The organism is Brevibacillus fluminis, assembly GCF_052072235.1.
Classification (GTDB): domain Bacteria; phylum Bacillota; class Bacilli; order Brevibacillales; family Brevibacillaceae; genus Brevibacillus_D; species Brevibacillus_D fluminis_A.
The window spans coordinates 4,745,925-4,765,433 of record NZ_CM125436.1 but is presented as its reverse complement, the minus strand read 5'-3'; the positions used below and the strand labels follow the sequence as shown (position 1 = coordinate 4,765,433).

General features: G+C 52.3%; 16 protein-coding genes. 13 read left to right on the top strand and 3 right to left on the bottom strand.

Going from position 1 to position 19,509, the window contains the following annotated elements:
- Positions 1-113 precede the first annotated feature (113 nt).
- The 7 genes from accB to ACTID9_RS23375 all read left to right on the top strand — a co-directional run bounded on the left by accB (position 114) and on the right by ACTID9_RS23375 (position 9,416).
- The gene (accB, locus tag ACTID9_RS23405; RefSeq protein ID WP_441067260.1) at positions 114-644 is read left to right on the top strand and encodes an acetyl-CoA carboxylase biotin carboxyl carrier protein; all 531 of its coding nucleotides are present in this window, start codon (positions 114-116) and stop codon (positions 642-644) included.
- A gap of 30 nt (positions 645-674) precedes the next feature.
- A complete protein-coding gene (locus tag ACTID9_RS23400; RefSeq protein ID WP_441067259.1) occupies positions 675-2,807 on the top strand; it encodes a methylmalonyl-CoA mutase family protein in 2,133 nt (710 codons plus the stop codon).
- A complete protein-coding gene (scpA, locus tag ACTID9_RS23395) occupies positions 2,804-4,957 on the top strand; it encodes a methylmalonyl-CoA mutase (protein ID WP_441067258.1) in 2,154 nt (717 codons plus the stop codon). The genes ACTID9_RS23400 and scpA overlap by 4 nt, the downstream gene beginning before the upstream one ends.
- Entirely contained in the window at positions 4,957-5,949 is a 993-nt protein-coding gene (gene meaB, locus ACTID9_RS23390; RefSeq protein WP_441067257.1) for a methylmalonyl Co-A mutase-associated GTPase MeaB, read from the top strand. Before scpA ends, meaB begins: the two co-directional genes overlap by 1 nt.
- A complete protein-coding gene (locus tag ACTID9_RS23385) occupies positions 5,950-7,500 on the top strand; it encodes an acyl-CoA carboxylase subunit beta (RefSeq protein WP_441067256.1) in 1,551 nt (516 codons plus the stop codon).
- Positions 7,501-7,530: 30 nt separating this feature from the next.
- Positions 7,531-8,883, top strand: coding sequence for an acetyl-CoA carboxylase biotin carboxylase subunit (gene accC / locus ACTID9_RS23380; protein WP_441067255.1), 1,353 nt, complete (start codon positions 7,531-7,533; stop codon positions 8,881-8,883).
- Between the two features lie 272 nt (positions 8,884-9,155).
- Positions 9,156-9,416: a YgiT-type zinc finger protein gene (locus tag ACTID9_RS23375; protein ID WP_441067254.1), complete on the top strand. Its 261-nt coding sequence runs from the start codon at positions 9,156-9,158 to the stop codon at positions 9,414-9,416.
- 450 nt (positions 9,417-9,866) lie between these two features.
- Here ACTID9_RS23375 and ACTID9_RS23370 read toward each other — a convergent pair whose 3' ends face one another.
- Positions 9,867-10,910 (bottom strand): zinc-binding alcohol dehydrogenase family protein, encoded by a 1,044-nt coding sequence (locus ACTID9_RS23370; protein WP_441067253.1) that lies wholly within the window; start codon positions 10,908-10,910, stop codon positions 9,867-9,869.
- 127 nt (positions 10,911-11,037) lie between these two features.
- Here ACTID9_RS23370 and ACTID9_RS23365 point away from each other — a divergent pair, with 127 nt between their 5' ends.
- From ACTID9_RS23365 to ACTID9_RS23355, 3 genes are all read left to right on the top strand, one after another.
- The gene (locus ACTID9_RS23365) at positions 11,038-11,421 is read left to right on the top strand and encodes a winged helix-turn-helix transcriptional regulator (protein ID WP_441067252.1); all 384 of its coding nucleotides are present in this window, start codon (positions 11,038-11,040) and stop codon (positions 11,419-11,421) included.
- 21 nt (positions 11,422-11,442) lie between these two features.
- The gene (locus ACTID9_RS23360) at positions 11,443-11,586 is read left to right on the top strand and encodes a hypothetical protein (RefSeq protein ID WP_441067251.1); all 144 of its coding nucleotides are present in this window, start codon (positions 11,443-11,445) and stop codon (positions 11,584-11,586) included.
- Positions 11,587-11,731: 145 nt separating this feature from the next.
- Positions 11,732-12,733: an MFS transporter gene (locus tag ACTID9_RS23355; protein ID WP_441067250.1), complete on the top strand. Its 1,002-nt coding sequence runs from the start codon at positions 11,732-11,734 to the stop codon at positions 12,731-12,733.
- A 601-nt stretch (positions 12,734-13,334) separates the two neighbouring features.
- Here ACTID9_RS23355 and ACTID9_RS23350 read toward each other — a convergent pair.
- Together ACTID9_RS23350 and ACTID9_RS23345 are read right to left on the bottom strand one after the other, a co-directional pair.
- A complete protein-coding gene (locus ACTID9_RS23350) occupies positions 13,335-14,180 on the bottom strand; it encodes a hypothetical protein (RefSeq protein ID WP_441067249.1) in 846 nt (281 codons plus the stop codon).
- Positions 14,181-14,184: 4 nt separating this feature from the next.
- Positions 14,185-14,952 (bottom strand): SDR family NAD(P)-dependent oxidoreductase, encoded by a 768-nt coding sequence (locus tag ACTID9_RS23345; RefSeq protein ID WP_441067248.1) that lies wholly within the window; start codon positions 14,950-14,952, stop codon positions 14,185-14,187.
- Positions 14,953-15,063: 111 nt separating this feature from the next.
- On the opposite strand from ACTID9_RS23345, the gene ACTID9_RS23340 reads away from it, so the two are divergent.
- The 3 genes from ACTID9_RS23340 to cysI all read left to right on the top strand — a co-directional run bounded on the left by ACTID9_RS23340 (position 15,064) and on the right by cysI (position 19,465).
- Complete coding sequence (locus ACTID9_RS23340) at positions 15,064-15,426, top strand: MerR family transcriptional regulator (protein WP_441067247.1); 363 nt, start codon at positions 15,064-15,066, stop codon at positions 15,424-15,426.
- A 450-nt stretch (positions 15,427-15,876) separates the two neighbouring features.
- Positions 15,877-17,709, top strand: a complete 1,833-nt coding sequence (locus tag ACTID9_RS23335) for an assimilatory sulfite reductase (NADPH) flavoprotein subunit (RefSeq protein WP_441072715.1) — start codon at positions 15,877-15,879, stop codon at positions 17,707-17,709.
- Positions 17,710-17,743: 34 nt separating this feature from the next.
- Positions 17,744-19,465, top strand: a complete 1,722-nt coding sequence (gene cysI / locus ACTID9_RS23330) for an assimilatory sulfite reductase (NADPH) hemoprotein subunit (protein ID WP_441067246.1) — start codon at positions 17,744-17,746, stop codon at positions 19,463-19,465.
- The last annotated feature ends 44 nt before the right edge of the window (positions 19,466-19,509 follow it).

The window sequence follows — 19,509 nt, the reverse complement described above, 5'->3', positions numbered from 1 at the left end:
ACCCGGAACACAGCTAAGTCTTTAGACCTATATCAGACCAACTGGTCGGTCTGATAAAATGAAGAGAAGAATTAGGTGAATACTAGGTGAATGATGAATAGGAGTGAGCTGGCTTGTTTAAAATCCATGAAATTCGCGAAATGATTAAACTGGTGGATCAATCTTCCTTGCAGGAATTCGAGGTTAAAAGCGACGAGGTGCGCATTTATATGAAGAGAGGGGTCGCGGTTTCGCCTGTTTTCGTGGAAGAGACGGCAAGCGTAGCTGCTCCGGCTGTCGCACCGGCCCCAAATGCAGCCGCGCAAGCGCCAAGCGTACCTGCGGTTGAGGTGAAACCTGCGTCTGTGCAGACAGCAGCTGCCCAAACCGGGCAACCGGCAGCAGCAGCTCCAGCCGCTGTGGATTTGCACAAAATCACATCGCCGATGGTCGGGACGTTTTACCGCGCGCCGGAAGTGGGCGCCGCGCCTTATGTGCAGCCAGGCGACCAGATTAACCGCTCGACGGTTGTCTGCATCGTAGAAGCGATGAAGCTGTTCAATGAGATCGAAGCCGAGGTTGATGGCGAGATCGTGGAAGTATTGGTGGAGAACGGACAATTGGTTGAATACGGTCAACCTCTTTTTCTGGTGAAAGCACGATAAATAGGCGAGAAGGAAAGGGGAGGACGGCCGATGATGTTTCGGGATTTTTCCAAGCCGACGTATGAAGAATGGAAGGCGCGGGCCGAGAAGCTTTTGAACGGCGCTTCATTTGAGCAAAAGCTGGTCACACAAACGTATGAGGGAATCGCCATCCAGCCGCTGTATCGCGGCGAGGATACGCAAAGCCTGCCGCACATGGAAAGCGTTCCCGGCGCTGCGCCTTATGTGCGCGGCACAGACGAGCTTGGTTACGCTTCCAAGCCGTGGGCGATAGCGCAGGAAGTGGGCGCAGCGTCGCCGGAAGCTTTCAACCAGGCGGTGCGTTACGATTTGGAGCGGGGGCAGACGATGGTAAATGTGCCGCTGGACCGGGCATCATCCGCCGGAGTGGACGCCGATCAGGCCGAGGCGGACCAGCTCGGGCAGGGGGGCGTTTCGCTCTCTACGCTGGCTGATGTCGAGCAGCTGCTCGCAGGCATCGACCTTGGGCAGACGCCGATCATGGTGCAGGCTGGGAACGCGGGATTGGCGGTCTTGGCCATGGTGGCAGCCCATTTGCAAAAATCCGGACAAGGGACGGCGCAATTGCGCGGCGTGGTAGGTGCAGACCCGTTGGGCGAGCTGGCGCGGGCAGGCGCGCTGTCCGGAACGCTCGCGGAAGCGTACGATGCGATGGCTGACGCGACGCGCTGGGCGATTGCACATGCGCCTGCGCTGCAGACCGTTTTGGTGCAAGCGAATCCGTATCATGACGGCGGCGCAAGCGCGGTGGAGGAGTTGGCGTTTGCGCTGGCGACAGGCGTTGCGTATTTGCGCGAGCTGGATGCCCGCGGCATCGAGATCGACGATGCGGCACCGCGCATGCGTTTTTCATTTTCGCTCGGCTCACACTTTTTCACGGAAATCGCCAAGCTTCGCGCGGCACGGATGCTGTGGGCCAAAATCGTTGAGGCGTTCGGCGGCAATGAACAGGCGCAAAAGCTGTCGATCCATGCGCGCACATCCGCCCGGACCAAAACCGTCCATGATCCGTACGTCAACATGCTGCGCGGCACAACCGAAGCCTTCGCCGGCGTCGTCGGCGGGGCCGACAGCCTGCATGTGTCCCCATTCGATGAAGCGATTCGCCCTGCAGATGAATTTTCGCGGCGGATCGCCCGCAATACGCAGTTGATTTTGCAAAATGAAGCCCATCTGACAAAGGTGGCCGATCCGGCTGGCGGATCATGGTATATCGAAGCGCTGACCGACGAGCTGGCCCAAAAAGCGTGGGCGCTGTTCCAGGAGGTAGAGGCAGCGGGCGGCATGGCGCTGGCGCTGCAAGCCGGACTGCCGCAGGAAAAAGTGGCTGCGATCGCAGCGAAGCGCGCGGCTAACATGAGCAAGCGCAAGGACAAAATGGTCGGAACCAATGTGTATCCGAATTTGCACGAGGCGGCCGTACCTGTGCTGACGGACGAAGAGCTGGCAGCGATTCGGGAAGAGCGGCGCTCTGCAGTGCAAAAGCAGCGGGCAGCCGCAGATCGGTCGGTGCTTGCGGCAAAGCTCGCATCTTATCGTTCGGCGGTTGCAAGCCGGAACGCAGAGAACGTGATGGAAGCGGCGATCGATGCCGTTTCGCACGGTGCCACGCTGGGCGAAATCGTCCGTGGCGGCGCTGTTCCGAGTCATACTGGCACGACCGTGCAGCCGATCCCGCTGCGCCGCGATGCCGCCGCATTCGAAGCGCTGCGGGCCAATGCCGAGCGCTACAAGCAAAAGCACGGCAGCTACCCGCAAGCCTATATCGCCAAGCTCGGCACCGTGTCCCAGTACAAAGCGCGCGCGGATTTTTCCACCGGATTCGTGGAAGCGGGCGGTTTTCAGGGGATTCAAGGGCCAGGGTTCACAGAGGTGGAAGCGGCGGCAGAAGCCGCGCTTGCATCGGATGCCAGCCTCGTGGTCATCTGCTCGCACGACGAGCTGTATCCTGAGCTGGCGCCTGCATTCGCCTCGCTGATCAAGGCCAAAAATCCGCAGCTGACGGTCTGGCTCGCCGGACGTCCGGCACCGGAGCAGGCCGCCGTATACAAAGCGGCAGGCGTCGATGATTTCATTTACATGGGAGCGGACTGCGCGGGCCTCTTGGCGCGACTGTCCCGGCAGAAAGGAATAGGGCTATGAGAAAATCACCTGATTTCACGTCAATTCCATATCAGAGCGCCGTTTCTGCTGAGTCGCCTGCGCGCGCGGCGCAAACATCGTCCGTCTGGAACACGCTGGAGCAAATTCCGGTGAAGCCGGTTTATACGGCAAAAGATACGGCAGACCTTGAGCATATCGGCTTTTTGTCCGGCATTCCGCCCTTTTTGCGCGGCCCATACCCGACGATGTATGTGAACCAGCCGTGGACGATCCGCCAGTATGCCGGCTTTTCCACGGCGGAAGAGAGCAACGCGTTTTACCGGCGCAACCTGGCGGCGGGGCAAAAAGGCTTGTCCATCGCATTCGACTTGGCGACGCACCGCGGCTACGACTCGGATCATCCGCGCGTAGTCGGCGATGTCGGCAAAGCGGGCGTTGCCGTCGACTCCATTTTGGATATGAAAATTTTGTTCGATCAAATTCCGTTGGATCAGATGTCGGTTTCGATGACGATGAACGGCGCTGTGCTGCCGATTTTGGCGTTTTACATCGTCGCGGCGGAGGAGCAGGGCGTGCCGCAAGCCAAGCTGACCGGTACGATCCAGAACGACATTTTGAAAGAATACATGGTGCGCAACACGTACATTTATCCGCCGGAAGCATCGCTGCGCATCATCGCCGACATTTTTTCCTACACGGCCGAGCATATGCCGAAGTTCAACAGCATCAGCATTTCCGGCTACCACATGCAGGAGGCGGGAGCGACCGCCGACATCGAGCTGGCGTACACGCTGGCGGACGGACTGGAATATGTCCGCACCGGGATCAAGGCGGGGATCGACATCGATTCGTTCGCGCCGCGCCTTTCGTTTTTCTGGGCGATCGGCATGAACTACTTCATGGAAGTGGCGAAAATGCGCGCAGGCCGTCTGCTTTGGGCCAAGCTGATGAGCGAATTCAAGCCGAAGAGCGAAAAGTCGATGGCGCTGCGCACGCACTCGCAGACGTCCGGCTGGAGCTTGACCGAGCAAGACCCGTTCAACAACGTCGCGCGTACATGCATCGAAGCGATGGCAGCTTCCATGGGCCATACGCAATCGCTGCACACCAACGCGCTCGACGAAGCGATTGCACTGCCGACGGATTTCTCCGCGCGCATCGCCCGCAACACGCAGCTGTATTTGCAGGATGAGACAGGGATGTGCAGCGTGGTCGACCCGTGGGGCGGCTCCTATTATGTCGAGTCGCTGACAAATGAGCTGGTGGAGCGCGCATGGGCGCACATTCAGGAGGTCGAAGCGCTGGGCGGCATGACCAAGGCGATCGAGACCGGGCTGCCCAAGCTGCGGATCGAGGAAGCGGCGGCGCGCAGACAGGCGCACATCGATTCGGGCAAAGAAGTGATCATCGGGGTCAACAAATACCGCTTGGAAAAAGAAGAGCCGCTGGACATTCTCGAGGTGGACAACGCGGCGGTGCGCGAAGCGCAGATTCAGCGTCTGGCCGAGCTGCGGGCGAACCGCGATGAAGCGCGGGTGCAGGCAGCGCTTGGTGCCATCACGGAAGCGGCGAAAAGCGGCGAGGGCAACCTTCTGGCGCTCGCGATCGAAGCGGCGCGTGCGCGCGCGAGCCTCGGCGAAATTTCGGATGCGTATGAAAAAGTGGTGGGACGCCACAAGGAAGTGATTCGTTCCGTATCCGGCGTGTACGGATCGGAATACGGGGAGGACGAAGCCGTGGAAGACGTGCGCAAGCTTGCGGATGAATTCGAGGAGCGCGAAGGTCGCCGCCCGCGGATCATGATCGCCAAGATGGGGCAGGACGGCCATGATCGCGGCGCCAAGGTGATCGCGACGGCTTTTGCCGATCTGGGCTTTGACGTCGATATCGGACCGCTGTTCCAGACGCCGGAGGAAGCAGCACAGCAAGCGGTGGAAAACGACGTGCATGTCGTCGGGATGAGTTCGCTTGCGGGCGGACACAAAACATTGCTGCCGCAGCTTGTCGAAGAGCTGAAAAAGCTGGGACGCGAGGACATCATGGTCGTGATCGGAGGCGTCATTCCGGCACAGGATTATCAGTATTTGCGCGATCATGGCGCAGCCGCCATTTTTGGGCCGGGAACGGTGATTCCTATCGCGGCGCGCAGCGTCATTGAAGAGATCAACCGCAGGCTAGAGGCCGAATAATGCGCCGCCGCCTGACGGTAGACGAATACGTGGAAGGGGTGCTCGCCGCCAACCGGACGATTTTGGCCCAGGCGATCACGTTGGTGGAGAGCAACGCCCCCGCCCACATGGAAACGGCGCAGGAAGTGCTGAACCGCCTGCTGCCGCATACCGGCAACTCCATCCGCGTCGGCATCACAGGTGTGCCTGGCGCAGGCAAAAGCACGCTGATCGACACGTTCGGCACGATGCTGTGCGACCAGGGACATCAGGTCGCGGTGCTCGCGGTCGATCCGAGCAGCACGGTGACGCGCGGCAGCATTTTGGGCGACAAGACGCGGATGGATGCCTTGTCGCGCAACCCGCGCGCATACATCCGGCCATCGCCGGCGGGCGGGTCGCTCGGCGGGGTCGCCCGCAAAAGCCGGGAGACGATGCTTGTCTGCGAAGCCGCCGGTTTCGATGTGCTTTTGATCGAGACGGTCGGCGTCGGGCAAAGCGAGGTAACCGTCCGCTCGATGGTCGATTTTTTCCTTTTGCTGATGGTAACTGGCACAGGCGATGAGCTGCAGACGATGAAAAAAGGCGTCATCGAGCTGGCTGATGCCATTTTCGTCAACAAGGCGGACGGTGCCAACAAGTCGCTTGCCTTGGCGACGAAAGAACAGCTGAACCAGATGCTGCACTATTTGCAGCCCGCGACCGAAGGCTGGGAAAGCCGTGCCATGACCTGTTCGGCTTTGACAGGCGAGGGTGTCGGCGACATTTGGTCGGTTATCGGGGAGTTCCGCGAGGCGACCGAAAAGTCGGGGATGCTGCAAAAACGGCGGCAGGCGCAGGCGGTCGCGTGGATGAACAGCATGGTGCAAGATTCGCTGTATGCCCGCTTTTACGCGCACCCCGGCGTGAAGCAAGCGCTGCCCGCGATCAGGCAAGCCGTGGCGGAGGGAAATCTCTCGGTCACGCTGGCAGCGAACCAATTGATGAAGATCTTTGAGGCAGGTGAACCGTAGATGAGCGTGATTTACGAAAAAATTGATGAACTGATGGACCGAAAACGGAAGGTAGAGCTTGGCGGTGGAGATGCCCGCATCGATGCCCAGCACAACCGTGGCAAGCTGACCGCGCGCGAGCGGATCGACCTTTTGCTCGATGACCATACATTCGTGGAGCTGAATCCGTTTATTCAGCACCGTGCAACCAACTTCGGCATGGATAAGCTGGAAGCGCCGGGCGAGGGCGTCGTGACCGGCTACGGCAAGATCGACGGCCGCATCGTCTACGTTTTTGCCCAGGATTTCACCGTTTTCGGCGGCGCTTTGGGCGAAATGCACGCGATGAAAATCGCCCGCATCATGGACCTCGCCGCGAAAAACGGCGCCCCGATCATCGGACTGAACGACTCCGGCGGCGCGCGGATTCAGGAAGGCGTCGTGTCATTGGACGGCTATGGGCACATCTTTTACCGCAATTCCATCTATTCCGGCGTGATTCCGCAAATCTCCGTCATCATGGGGCCGTGCGCGGGCGGCGCCGTTTATTCTCCGGCGATCACCGACTTTGTGTTCATGGTTGAGGGCACCAGCCAAATGTTCATCACCGGGCCCAAAGTCATTGAAACCGTCACCGGCGAAAAGATCACCGCCGAAAATCTGGGCGGAGCCAATGTCCATGCGAGCATCAGCGGCGTCGCGCATTTCACCTCGCCGTCCGAGCCGGAAGTGTTGGCGGAAGTGCGCCGCTTGATCAGCTTTTTGCCGCAAAACAACGAGGAGAAGCCGCCGGTAGTCGCGTACGACGACTTGAACGACTGGCGTGAACAGCTGACCGACCTCGTCCCGGTGGAAGGCACCAAAGTGTACGATGTGCGCAAAGTGATCGCCGAAATCGTCGACCACGGCGATTTCATGGAGGTCCAGCCAAATTTCGCGAAAAACATCATCGTCGGATTCGGGCGCATCGACGGGCATAGCGTCGGCGTCATCGCCAACCAACCGAAGGTCATGGCAGGCGGCCTCGACATCAATTCGTCCGACAAGCTGTCCCGCTTTATCCGGTTCTGCGATTCGTTCAACATCCCGCTGATTACGTTCGAGGACGTGACCGGCTTTTTCCCCGGCATCAATCAAGAGTATGGCGGCATCATCCGCCACGGGGCCAAAATCTTGTACGCCTATTCCGAGGCGACCGTTCCGAAAATCACCGTCATTTTGCGCAAGGCGTACGGCGGCGCTTATGTGGCGCTCAACTCCAAGGCGATCGGCGCGGACATGGTGTACGCCTGGCCGAATGCGGAAATCGCCGTGATGGGCCCAGAGGGCGCGGCCAACATTATTTTTGCCAAGGAAATCGAGCAGAGCGACAATCCGGCGGCCACCCGCGCGGAAAAAATCGCCGAATACCGCAGCATGTTCGCCAATCCGTACGTCGCAGCGGCCAACGGTATGGTCGACGACGTCATCGACCCGCGCGAGACGCGCAAAAAGCTGAAGGAATCGCTTGAAATGCTGCGCAACAAAAAGGAAAGCCGCCCTGCGAAAAAGCACGGCAACATTCCGCTGTAGAGCACGGACCAAGAAAGGGGAGCCGTCTTTATGTTCAAAAAGGTACTGATCGCCAACCGCGGCGAAATCGCCGTCCGCATCATCCGGGCATGCCGCGAAATGGGGATCGCCACAGTCGCCGTTTATTCGGAACCGGACCGGGAAGCGCTGCATGTGCAGCTGGCTGACGAAGCATACTGCATCGGGCCAGCGCCATCCAAGCAAAGCTATTTGAACATGGCCGCGCTGATCAGCGTCGCCGAACGTACAGGTTCGGACGCGATCCATCCGGGCTATGGCTTTTTGGCGGAAAACGCGGCGTTCGCGCAGGCGTGCGCCGACAACAACATCATCTTCATCGGCCCTGAGCCGGACGCCATCACGCGCATGGGCGACAAATCGATCGCACGGCAAACGATGAAGGAAGCGGGCGTCCCGACCGTCCCTGGCACCGAAGGACTCATCGAACGCGAGGAAGAAGCGGTCGCCATCGCGGATGAGATCGGCTATCCGGTCATCATCAAGGCGACGGCAGGCGGCGGCGGAAAAGGCATGCGCGTCGCCAACAACGAGGAAGAGCTTGTTTATTCGCTCCATCAGGCGCGCAAGGAAGCGGAAGCCGCGTTCGGCAACGCTGGCGTGTACATCGAGAAGTATTTGGAGGAGCCGCGCCACGTGGAAATCCAGATCATGGGCGACAAGCACGGCAACGTCGTCTACCTCGGCGAACGCGACTGCTCCATCCAGCGCCGCCACCAGAAGCTGGTCGAGGAAGCGCCATCGCCCGCGCTGACGGAAAAGCTGCGCAAAGAGATGGGCAAGGCTGCGGTTGAAGCGGCCAAAGCCGTGAACTACCACGGCGCCGGCACGATCGAATTTTTGCTGGACCGGCACGGCAAGTTTTATTTCATGGAGATGAACACGCGCATTCAGGTCGAGCATCCGGTAACGGAGATGATCACCGGCATCGACCTGATCCGCGAACAAATCAGCGTCGCAGCAGGCAAGCCGCTGTCATTCGCGCAAAAAGACGTGAAGATCAACGGCTGGGCCATCGAGTGCCGGATCAACGCGGAAAACCCGGCGAAAAACTTCATGCCATCGCCCGGCAAAGTGGAGTTTTATTTGCCGCCCGGCGGGTACGGGGTGCGGGTGGACAGTGCGGTCTATTCGGGCTATTCTATTACCCCGTTTTACGACTCGATGGTCGCCAAGCTGATCGTCTGGGGCAAGGACCGGGAGGAAGCGATCCAGCGGATGAAGCGGGCGTTGGATGAGTTTGTGATTGAAGGTGTGAAGACGACGATTCCGTTTCATCAGCGGCTGTTGGAGCATGAGCTGTTTGTGGCGGGGGATTTTCATACGAAGTTTTTGGAGAGCCATCCGGTGAGGGTGGAGGAGTAGGGGGGAAAGAGGATGAGGGGCAAACGCTGGCTGTGGGGGCTGGCGTTTGTTTTTTTGTTGTTGGGGAGGGGGAGATTTCAATTACTGTAAGCAACCGGGACCTTTCATTGATTTTGAAGAGCATGCAGTTGCACGAATCGTGTATGATTCTCTACTTCCGGATGGGCATCCCGAGAAGCGGGGATGGATTAGTCAACATCAGTGGTTACTGTATTATAAATTGAGGTAACAATGAGTATACTAATTCTGTATACTGGAAAGAGGTGGGGAGCATGATTTTGACTGAGGCGAGACAAGAGCATCGAACGGAAACCATGTGCAAATGTGGAACGATTGCTAAGTTGCGTGTAGGAAGTCATGCTTTCTATATCGGTCATAAGAAAATTACCGTCCATAATGTACCTCATTTTTATTGCGCGCACTGCAATAAAGCAATATTTGACTCAAACACGGATATGACTTCAATCCTTAGACATGCTTTTCTTAACAATATGGATGAAGTTGACTGGGAGACCCGGGCATTGTATGTCTAATAAAGAGTGATAAACTGTCATTGGAGATCCACCACAAGTTGAGGTGGATCTTTTTGTACTGATCAAATTCTTATCCAGTATATGGGCAATCGCGGCTTAAGCCAAAAGCGTGGTGTAGCCAGGGTTTCTAATCAGCAGGTTTGCCGTGAGCCATAGCACTGGTATAGCCAATGCTTTTAGATGCGTCAAATATTATATTTGATGGAGCGACTACTAAAAATTAAGGATTTTAAGATATTGTTCAAATACTCGCAATCAGCTTTGCGGTGTTTGTTGTCATATAGTGGGCCTTATTACAAGTGACGGAAAATATTTTACAAAATTCGGATAACCTTTCTCATCCATACCACACACAACACAAAAAGCCCCATTTTGGCAAGGGGCCTTTGACTTGTCTATTCACATAACCGCATTTTTGCCACCAAACGCGCCTACTTCATCTTCGCCGCATCAGAAGTTTTCTAAAACAATTTTTCCAATTGTCCGCCTAGTTTCCAACTTCTCGTGCGCGAGACGCAGGTTTGCTGCATTGATCGGCTCTAGTCGTTCAGTCACCGTAGTTTTTATTTTTCCATCATCGATGAAGTGCGCCAGTTCATTCAGCAATTCGTGTTGTTTGATCATGTCTTTGGTATGAAACATGGACCGTGTAAACATGAACTCCCATACAAATGTTACACTTTTAGAAAACAGCAAGTCCATTTTCAAGCTCCCTGCCCAAGTTGCCTTGTTTGTAGGAACGATAGAGCAAATTTTCCCTTGGGGGGCAATAACTTCCGCCATATTTTCAAAATGTTGAACAGTATCATTCAAGCAAAAGATATAATCTACGGTGTCAATACCAACTTCCTTGAGCTGTGGGTGAAAAGGGTTGTTGTGGTTGATGATAAAATCCGCACCGAGGCTTTTGACCCATTGAATTGACTCTGGACGGGAAGCAGTACCGATGACGGTCAAACCTGCTAGTTTGGCAAGTTGAATGGCGATCGATCCTACTCCTCCAGCTGCACCGATAATCAGAATGTTTTTGTTTTCATTTGCGTCTAAGCTAATTCCTAAACGATCAAACAGGCCCTCCCATGCAGTTATCGAGGTAAGCGGCAATGCGGCGGCGGCAGCGAAATCCAAACTTCTTGGCATATTTCCCACAATTCGTTCATCAACCAAGTGAAATTCACTGTTACTGCCTGGTCGAGACACACTACCCGCATAAAAAATCTTGTCTCCAGGTTTAAACAATTGGCAGTCAGGACCAACTTGTTCGACGATTCCAGCAGCATCCCAACCCAAAATTTTCGGTGATTCGGCTTCGTAGTTATGTTTTTCGCGAACGCCTACGTCTGCAGGGTTGACAGAGATTGCTTTTACACGTACAAGCAATTCGCGGCCTGCAGGTTCCGGTTTATCCAGGTGCAGGTCAACAAGGCTTTCCGGATTGGATATGGGGAGGTATCGGTAAGCGCCGACAGCTTTCATCTTTTGGTGAGTATTCATGGGACATTCATCCTCTCAAATAGGAAATGTTGTACAGTTGCATTGTAAATCGACTCAATTACTTAAAGTAAGTACGCAGATTTTTATGGTATAGTATGAAAAATCAAACCATGGGGGGGATAAACTGATGGGAGACCGAAGAAACAAATATGGAGTGAGTCCGGATATGCAAGCATGTCCGGTTGAAACAACGCTGGATGTTATTGGTGGAAAGTGGAAGGGGATCATTCTCTATCAGCTCTTGGACGGAACGAAAAGATTCAATGAATTCAGGCGCCTTAATCCGGGGATTACACAGTTTATGCTCACATTGCAGTTAAGAGAGCTTGAGCGGGATGGCATCATTCATCGCGAAATATATAAAGAGGTTCCGCCAAGAGTGGAATACTCCCTTACTGATTTCGGAAGGACTTTGGAACCGATCATTATGGCAATGAAAGCATGGGGGGAGTCTTACAAAGTGCGGCTTGACGAAAATCGAACGATACAAGGGAATGATGAAATAAAATAATTTAGCGAGGTGATATTTAGGATGGATAAGAAGCATATCCGTACAGAGGTAGAAAAGGCAAAGCAACATCTTGAGGATGGAAAAGAAAATTTTGCTTTAAATATGTTTAAAGAATTATGCTACAAGTATCCAGATTCCAGTGAAGTATGGCTTGAACATGCTTAGCTTTAGATGGTCTCTCAAAGGAAGACGAGGCTTTTCCAAATTATCAAAGAGCGTTAGAAATTGGATTAGAACACGACCAAAAACGTATCGCATTGCCTTTACCATAGTCGGGGATCTGTACCCACCGGAATCAAGAGGGAAGTTCATGGGCTTGTTCAGCGATGTGTTTTCTATCTCCAGCATTCTCGGGCCGGTACTCGGCGGAATGATCTCCGAATACTTAGGCTGGGGTTGGATTTTTTTCATCAACCTCCCGATCGGTATTCCGGCCATTTACCTTATGGCTGCTGCTTGGAAAGAAAGCAAGCGCTATACGAGGCGATCCATCGATTGGGCCGGTGTTGTCACGTTCAGCATCTCTATCGTCTCTCTTTTACTGGCGCTGGTTCTAAGCGGGGACTCACCAACCATTATCGCCTTGTTCAGTCTAAGCGCTCTCTTTCTTGCTTTGTTTATATGGATCGAAACGAAGGCGGAAGAACCGATGCTACCGCTTCATCTATTTAAGATCCGCGTCATTGCTTTCGGAAACATTGCCGGATTTTTTATGAGCGCCGGAATGTTTGGTGCGATTGCGTTCATTCCTCTTTTTGCCCAGGACGTGATGGGAGTGAGCCCTACCTATGCCGGTTACATCCTGATACCGCTCATGCTGTCCGTAGTCGTTACTACGACAATAGGCGGAAGGTTGATGAGCAAGGTCTCGTACCGGACCATTCTCGTTCCCAGCATGGCTCTAATGGCAATCGGATTGGGGATGCTCGGTGGGATGACGGTTGATCCGACTGCGTTGCAGCTGGTCTTGTACATGATCATTACGGGACTGGGCATGGGTGCGCTGTATCCGGTAGTCGGCACTGCTGCACAAAGTGCAGTGGAGCCTGGAATCCGGGGTGTCGCTACCTCTTCCTCTCAATTTTTCCGGTCTATCGGAGGAACGATCGGAGTCAGCGTGCTTGGCAGTTTGCTAACGCAGCGAATGGTTGCAGGTGGAGCCGAAACAGATTCTAGAGTGGTGCTGAGCCATGCCTTGAATAGTGTCTTCCTGGTTGGGCTCGGCTTTGTCATTATCGCTCTGGTTGCCTGCTTCTTGATGGGAAATGCGAGATTAGTTCCAAAAGTTAGCAAAGTGAAGCAAAGGGCTTGAAAATACATTGTGTCAAATCCAGGTCGTGCAGATATTTCACGGAACGGATTGGTGTCCGTAAGATCGGTCTCTTCGTAAAATATGTTTAGACTGACCCAATAAATGAAACAGCGGCGGACTAAATTGTCTAAGAATGCCGCTGTTTTTTATTGAACTAAAGTCATCCGTTAGAGCGCAATTGTTGAACGGGTCTTCATTCATGGAAAAGTGAAACTCGCTTTAAACTGAGTGCACACCGGCACTCCCAGTCGAAGTCTATCAATTGCTTGAGTTAAGGCTCAAAACTTATCAAAATCGATATAATCAGCAATTGAAGATAACTGCCTGTTAGTTTAATGCCCGCTGCCAGTCTACAACTTTAATCGCTGGGTTGACGCTGGCTTCTATTTTGGTCTGGCTGGCTTAGGTTTGCATACACGCCCTAAGAGAATAACTTACTGCTTTTTGTTTTTCTTGCCCTAAAGAAAAGAACCCCAAGCGAATATTAATCCGTTGGAGTTAACATGAAACTGTATAATAAACGCTTACTTCTCTTTTAGAAGGAAATCGAAACGGGTTTGAAAAATAGATTTATTGAAATCTCAAAATGCTATATTTTAAATTATTCTACTGTTTGAAATGGTTTTGTTTGAATTACTTTCATCATTTTCATCCGAGCAAATCGCTCATCCAAATTATTTTCAAGTATCCATTCATGATGTGTTTCCGCAATCATTCGCCTATTCTGGGTAGAAAGACCTTCCCATTCAAAATCTACAGAAACAGTTATCGTATGATCAGCATTTTCTGTAACGGATAAGTTTTTCGGATAATGTCCGCTTTGTTTTACTTGATTAGAAATGGTCGTGAGCCATTCATTAAATCCTTCTAGTGTATTAATTTTTGAAGTTGTGCTTAAATCCAACTCAAAGTGATCAGCTAATAGTTCTTGAAATTTATCGCTGTTCACAGATGCTGTTTCCATTAAATATAACCAATAATGCATAAATGATTTTGCACGATTTTCAGCATAGGCAGATTGAAATTGTGGATTTTCCACCGTACCTGTAGGTTCTAAATGAACTTTTGTAAAAAGAGGCAAGTCATTGTCTCTAAGTCTCAATGTTGTGGAATAATGAATTTTATAGCTATACCTACTATTATCTGGACGTATATTTTGATAAAGAATATCTGCTTCTAATGAAAGTTCCTCATCATTCAACTGTTTGATTGTTGTGTGCTCAACATGATGTGCATTTTGCCATCCTTCAAACATTTTTAATCGCTCTTCAATTCCCAGTTTCCCTTTCAAGGTTCCTGCTTGTGATAAAATTTCTACGTCACTCGCCAAAATATCTAACTGATTATCAACACGTGCTTTGTTAAGTGGAACTTCATATACTTGATACCAACGATAGTATTGGGTTAATGCTAGATGGTTATTTTGAATCATTTTAAATTTGTCCATTTTTCTACGAATCCTTTCTTGTTCTCGTTACATATGGGTAAATGGGATCTCTTAATAGGAATTCATACGTTTCACCGTTTACAATGCCTACAACCTTTGTGCTGTCATAAAGTTCTAGCATAAATCCAGCCATTTCCTTCGCAGTATGAAACTTGGGAACTACACCTTCATATTGGAATTCATCTGCATCTATAGAACGTTTACCAAATTCCGTTGCAGTTGCAGCAGGAGCTAGAACTTTCGCTTGCATGGCTGACCCATTTTTTTTCAATTCATGTGCTAAACCTTCTGTAAAGGCACTTACATAGAACTTTGTCGCGCAATAGGTCACAGCATCAGCAACGATTAAGTATCCGCCTCCAGATGAAACATTGATGATTTGCGTTCCTTCAACCTTTGCATAATCTCGTACATAAAGTGAGGACAGAATGGTTAATGCCTCTATATTCAAGTGGAGCATCGTCTCGATTTTATTTAAGTTTTGTTCCCCTACAGAAGCAAAGTTTCCAAAGCCAGCATTGTTAATCCACGTTTCGATCTGATAATTGCGAATACTTTCGTAAAATTCATAAACGTTTGCTGTGACAGATAAATCAACAGTTCGAATGATAATATCCAGTTCTGAATTGATTTCTGTCAACTTCGACTTTAACTTTTCCAATTCTTCCGTTCTGCGGGCTGCTAAGATCAAATTTTTTCCTCGAGACGCAAAAGCAAGAGCTGTTTCATACCCAATTCCTGAACTTGCACCTGTGATAACTGTATATTTCAAATGAATTCCCCCTAAATTTTATTCATTTCGTTTATTGTGATCGATCAGTGAGTTGATTATACTGATTAGAGTAAACTCTAAGTCAATATGAAATTCAGTGTGGAGGTTTTCATGTTTACGATTGGGGAAGTGGCAGAAATTATGGGAATAAGCACGCATACATTGCGATATTACGAAAAGGAAAATATAATTGTTCCCGTTCGGGATGATAATGGGGACAGACGATATGATGATTCGCATCTGAAATGGCTACAATTTGTTATCAAGTTAAAAGAAACACAAATGCCCATCGCGAAAATTAAGGCGTATGCTTCGTTGGCTTTAGAGGGGGAACATACCACTCAAGAGCGATTAAAGCTACTAGAAGAACATAAGGACTCTATTAAGAAGCAAATTAGAACTTTACAAGCTGCGGATGAGATGCTTGAACATAAAATTGCCGTTTACAAAGATTTTATCAGTGAACGAGATTAGATGCAGGCTCTATAAGGGGGATCGCCACATATCCATGAGGGGTTTAAGCCCGCTGCCAGTCTGCGACTTTAATTTTAACGAAATGATAATCGCTGGGTTTACTTCTTTAGGGAAGGGTCGTACACTGTACGTTGTACACAGTAACCAGTCGATGATAGTACAAACGTAACCAACCTTGTTAATACAGACTTGAAACCACACTTAGAAGGCTTATTCAACTTGTTTTCAGTTGGAGTGAGCTTTTTTTGCATGCAAAAACGAAACACCCAAGCCCGGTCCCTAACCCCCAGGACCGGGCTTATTCACTTCTCCCCCACAATAAGCAAAACTTATCATCGTCATAAGCGATTCTGATTGCTCATACCCCCTTCCTGTGGTAGTTTTAATTCAAATAAAACAAAGTATATAAGTTTACTCGGAATAATTCCGTCCTATGCGAGGTGCATATTGTTGGTACTCAAGGTGACAGACAGTCCATTTAGTCAGGAACAAGTGGAGCTACTGAATCGGTTGCTACCCACGCTTTCGGGAGTGCAAAAGGTTTGGCTGAGCGGTTATCTTTCGGCTCTTTCCCAAGCGGAAACAACGGTGGCCGCCGGGGTTCAAGCGGCTTCACACGCAAATGCAAGCGGGCAAGTCATTTCCAAAGAGGTGACCGTGCTTTTCGGCTCCCAATCCGGCAACAGCCAAAAGTTGGCCAAAAAGCTGACCGGCAAGCTCCAGGAGCAGGGCTTTTCCGTAACGCTCTCTTCGATGAGCGATTTCAAGACGAACACGTTGAAAAAGGTGCAAAACCTGCTCGTTGTGGTAAGCACGCACGGCGAAGGCGAACCGCCGGATAACGCCATCTCCTTCCACGAATTTTTGCACAGCAAGAGAGCGCCTCAATTGGAAGGCCTGCGGTTTTCCGTGTTGGCATTGGGCGACACCTCTTATGAATTTTTCTGCCAAACCGGCAAAGAGTTCGACAAGCGGCTGGAAGAACTCGGAGGCAAGCGCCTGACGCCCCGCGTCGATTGCGATGTTGACTACGACGAGCAGGCCACTTCGTGGATCAACCAAGTCCTGGCTGCTCTCGGTGAAGCGTCGGCAAACCAGGTCGCAGCTACAAGCATTAGCGGCACAGCGACCTTAATCGGAACACCAACCGAAACCGAATACTCCCGGTCGAACCCGTTCCAGGCTACCGTGCTGGAAAACCTGAACCTGAACGGTCGCGGATCGGATAAGGAGACGCGCCATCTGGAAATCTCCCTGGAAGGGTCCAATCTTACCTATGAACCGGGCGATTGTTTGGGCATCTACGCCAAAAATCATCCGCGCCTCGTCAGTGAGTTAATTGATGCGATGGGTTGGAAGCCAGAAGAGCTTGTACCGATTCAGAAGAACGGGGAAGAACGCCCATTGGAAGAGGCGCTCACGAGCCATTATGAAATCACGGTTCTCACCAAGCCTATTCTGGAACAGGCGGCAAAGCTTGTTTCCGGAAACGGGCTGCAGGAGCTGCTTGCGGAAGGACGGGAGCAGGAGCTGCGAGAGTATGTCCGCAGTCGTGATTTGCTGGATCTGGTTCAAGACTACAACCTGAAGGGCGTGTCTGCCAAAGATTTCGTCCCCATTCTCAGAAAGCTGCCGCCGCGCCTCTATTCGATCTCCAGCAGCTTGCAGTCCTACCCGGACGAGGTGCATCTGACAATTCGCAAAGTTCAATACGAGGCGCATGGACGTGAGCGGTACGGCGTATGTTCGAGCTATGTCGCAGACCGTCTGGAAGCAGGGGAAACGCTGCCGGTCTTTGTGCAGAACAACCCCAACTTCAAGCTTCCGGCTAATCCGGATACTCCGCTGATCATGATCGGACCGGGCACCGGTGTCGCGCCATTCCGCGCCTTTCTGGGGGAACGCGAAGAGCTTGGGGCGCAGGGCAAGACGTGGCTTTTCTATGGCGACCAGCATTTCTCCACAGATTTTCTCTATCAGCTGGACTGGCAGCGTTGGCTCAAAGAAGGCGTGCTGACGCGCATGGATGTCGCATTCTCTCGCGATTCGAGCGAAAAGGTGTACGTGCAGCACCGGATGCTGGAGAAGAGCAAGGAGCTTTACCAATGGCTGCAGGATGGAGCGCACGTATACGTATGCGGCGACGAGAAAAAGATGGCGCACGACGTCCACGCCGCCTTGATCGCCATTCTCCAGCAAGAGGGTGGGCTTGACGCAGAGGAAGCTGTCGCCTATTTGAAACGGCTGCAGCAGGAAAAACGTTATCAGCGAGATGTGTACTAGGATTGATCATAGATAGCGAGAGGAGATATGAAGCATGTCAGAAAATCATTTGCTTTCGCCAAACAGTGCTCCTCACAGCGATGTCGAGGATATTAAACGCCGAAGCGATTATTTGCGGGGAAGCCTGGCGGAAACGCTGAAAGATCGAATTACAGGGTCGATCCCTGAAGACGATAACCGTTTGATGAAATTCCATGGCAGCTACATGCAGGATGACCGGGATTTGCGCAACGAACGGCAAAAACAAAAGCTGGAGCCGGCCTACCAATTCATGGTGCGCGTGCGTGCGGCAGGTGGGGTTGTCACGCCTGGGCAATGGCTCATGATGGACGATATTGCCCAGCGGTTTGCCAACGGGACGATTCGCTTGACGACCCGTCAGTCTTTCCAGCTGCATGGCGTCATCAAGTGGAATATGAAAAATGTCATCAAAGAAGTAAACGATGCTTTGCTGAGTACACTGGCTGCTTGCGGGGATGTGAACCGCAACGTCATGTGCAACCCGAATCCGTACCAGTCAGACGTGCATGAACAGGTGTACGAATGGGCCAAAAAACTGAGCAACCATCTGGACCCACGGACCCGCGCCTATTATGAAATTTGGCTGGATGAAGAGAAGGTAGTTGACAGTCTGGAAGCAGAAGAGCAAGAACCGATCTATGGCCCCGTCTACCTGCCGCGCAAGTTCAAGATTGGGATCGCGGTTCCGCCTGCCAACGATGTGGACGTTTTCTCTCAGGACCTGGGCTTCATCGCCATTCATGAGGAAGGGCGGCTGCTGGGTTTCAACGTTGCCGTCGGCGGCGGAATGGGCATGACGCACGGCGATCCGAAGACGTATCCGCAGGTGGCGCGGGTCATCGGATTCATTACGCCGGAGCAACTGCTGGATGTCGCCGAGAAAACGGTCATGATCCAGCGAGACTACGGCGATCGTGCGGTGCGGAAGCATGCCCGGTTCAAATATACGATCGACGACCGCGGTATCGAATGGTTCATCCACGAGCTGGAGCAGCGTCTTGGCTGGAAGCTGGAGGAGACGCGGGCCTATCATTTCGAGCATAATGGCGACCGCTACGGCTGGGTGAAAGGGAGCGACGACAACTGGCATTTTACCCTTTTCATTCAAAATGGCCGCGTGAAGGACGAGGACAACTACCGTTTGATGGCGGGCCTGCGGGAAATCGCCAAGGTGCATACCGGTGATTTCCGCCTGACGCCGAATCAGAACCTCATCATCGGGAATGTCACCGGCGAAAAGAAACAGGAAATCGAACAGCTCATTCAACAATATGGGCTTACCGACGGCGCTTCCTATTCCGCGCTGCGAAGAAACTCCATGGCCTGCGTTTCGTTGCCGACATGCGGATTGGCGATGGCCGAGTCGGAGCGCTATTTGCCGACGCTGCTGGATAAGCTCGAGCTGATCTTGGATGAGGCGGGCTTGCGCGATGAGGAGATCGTCATTCGCATGACAGGCTGCCCCAACGGATGCGCGAGACCTGCCCTGGCGGAAATCTCCTTTATCGGGAAGGCAGTCGGCAAGTACAACATGTATTTGGGCGGCAGTTTCACCGGCCATCGCTTGAACAAGCTGTATCGCGAAAACATCGGAGAGGCGGAAATTTTGGCGGAGCTGCGGCCGATCTTGAACCGTTACGCGAAGGAACGGGAGGAAGGCGAGCATTTCGGAGATTTCGTCATCCGGGCGGGGTATGTGAAAGAAGTGAAGTCGGGACTGGATTTTCATAGCTAAAATGGTTGGTTAATCAAGCACCGTTCAGCCTGATCACCAACCGG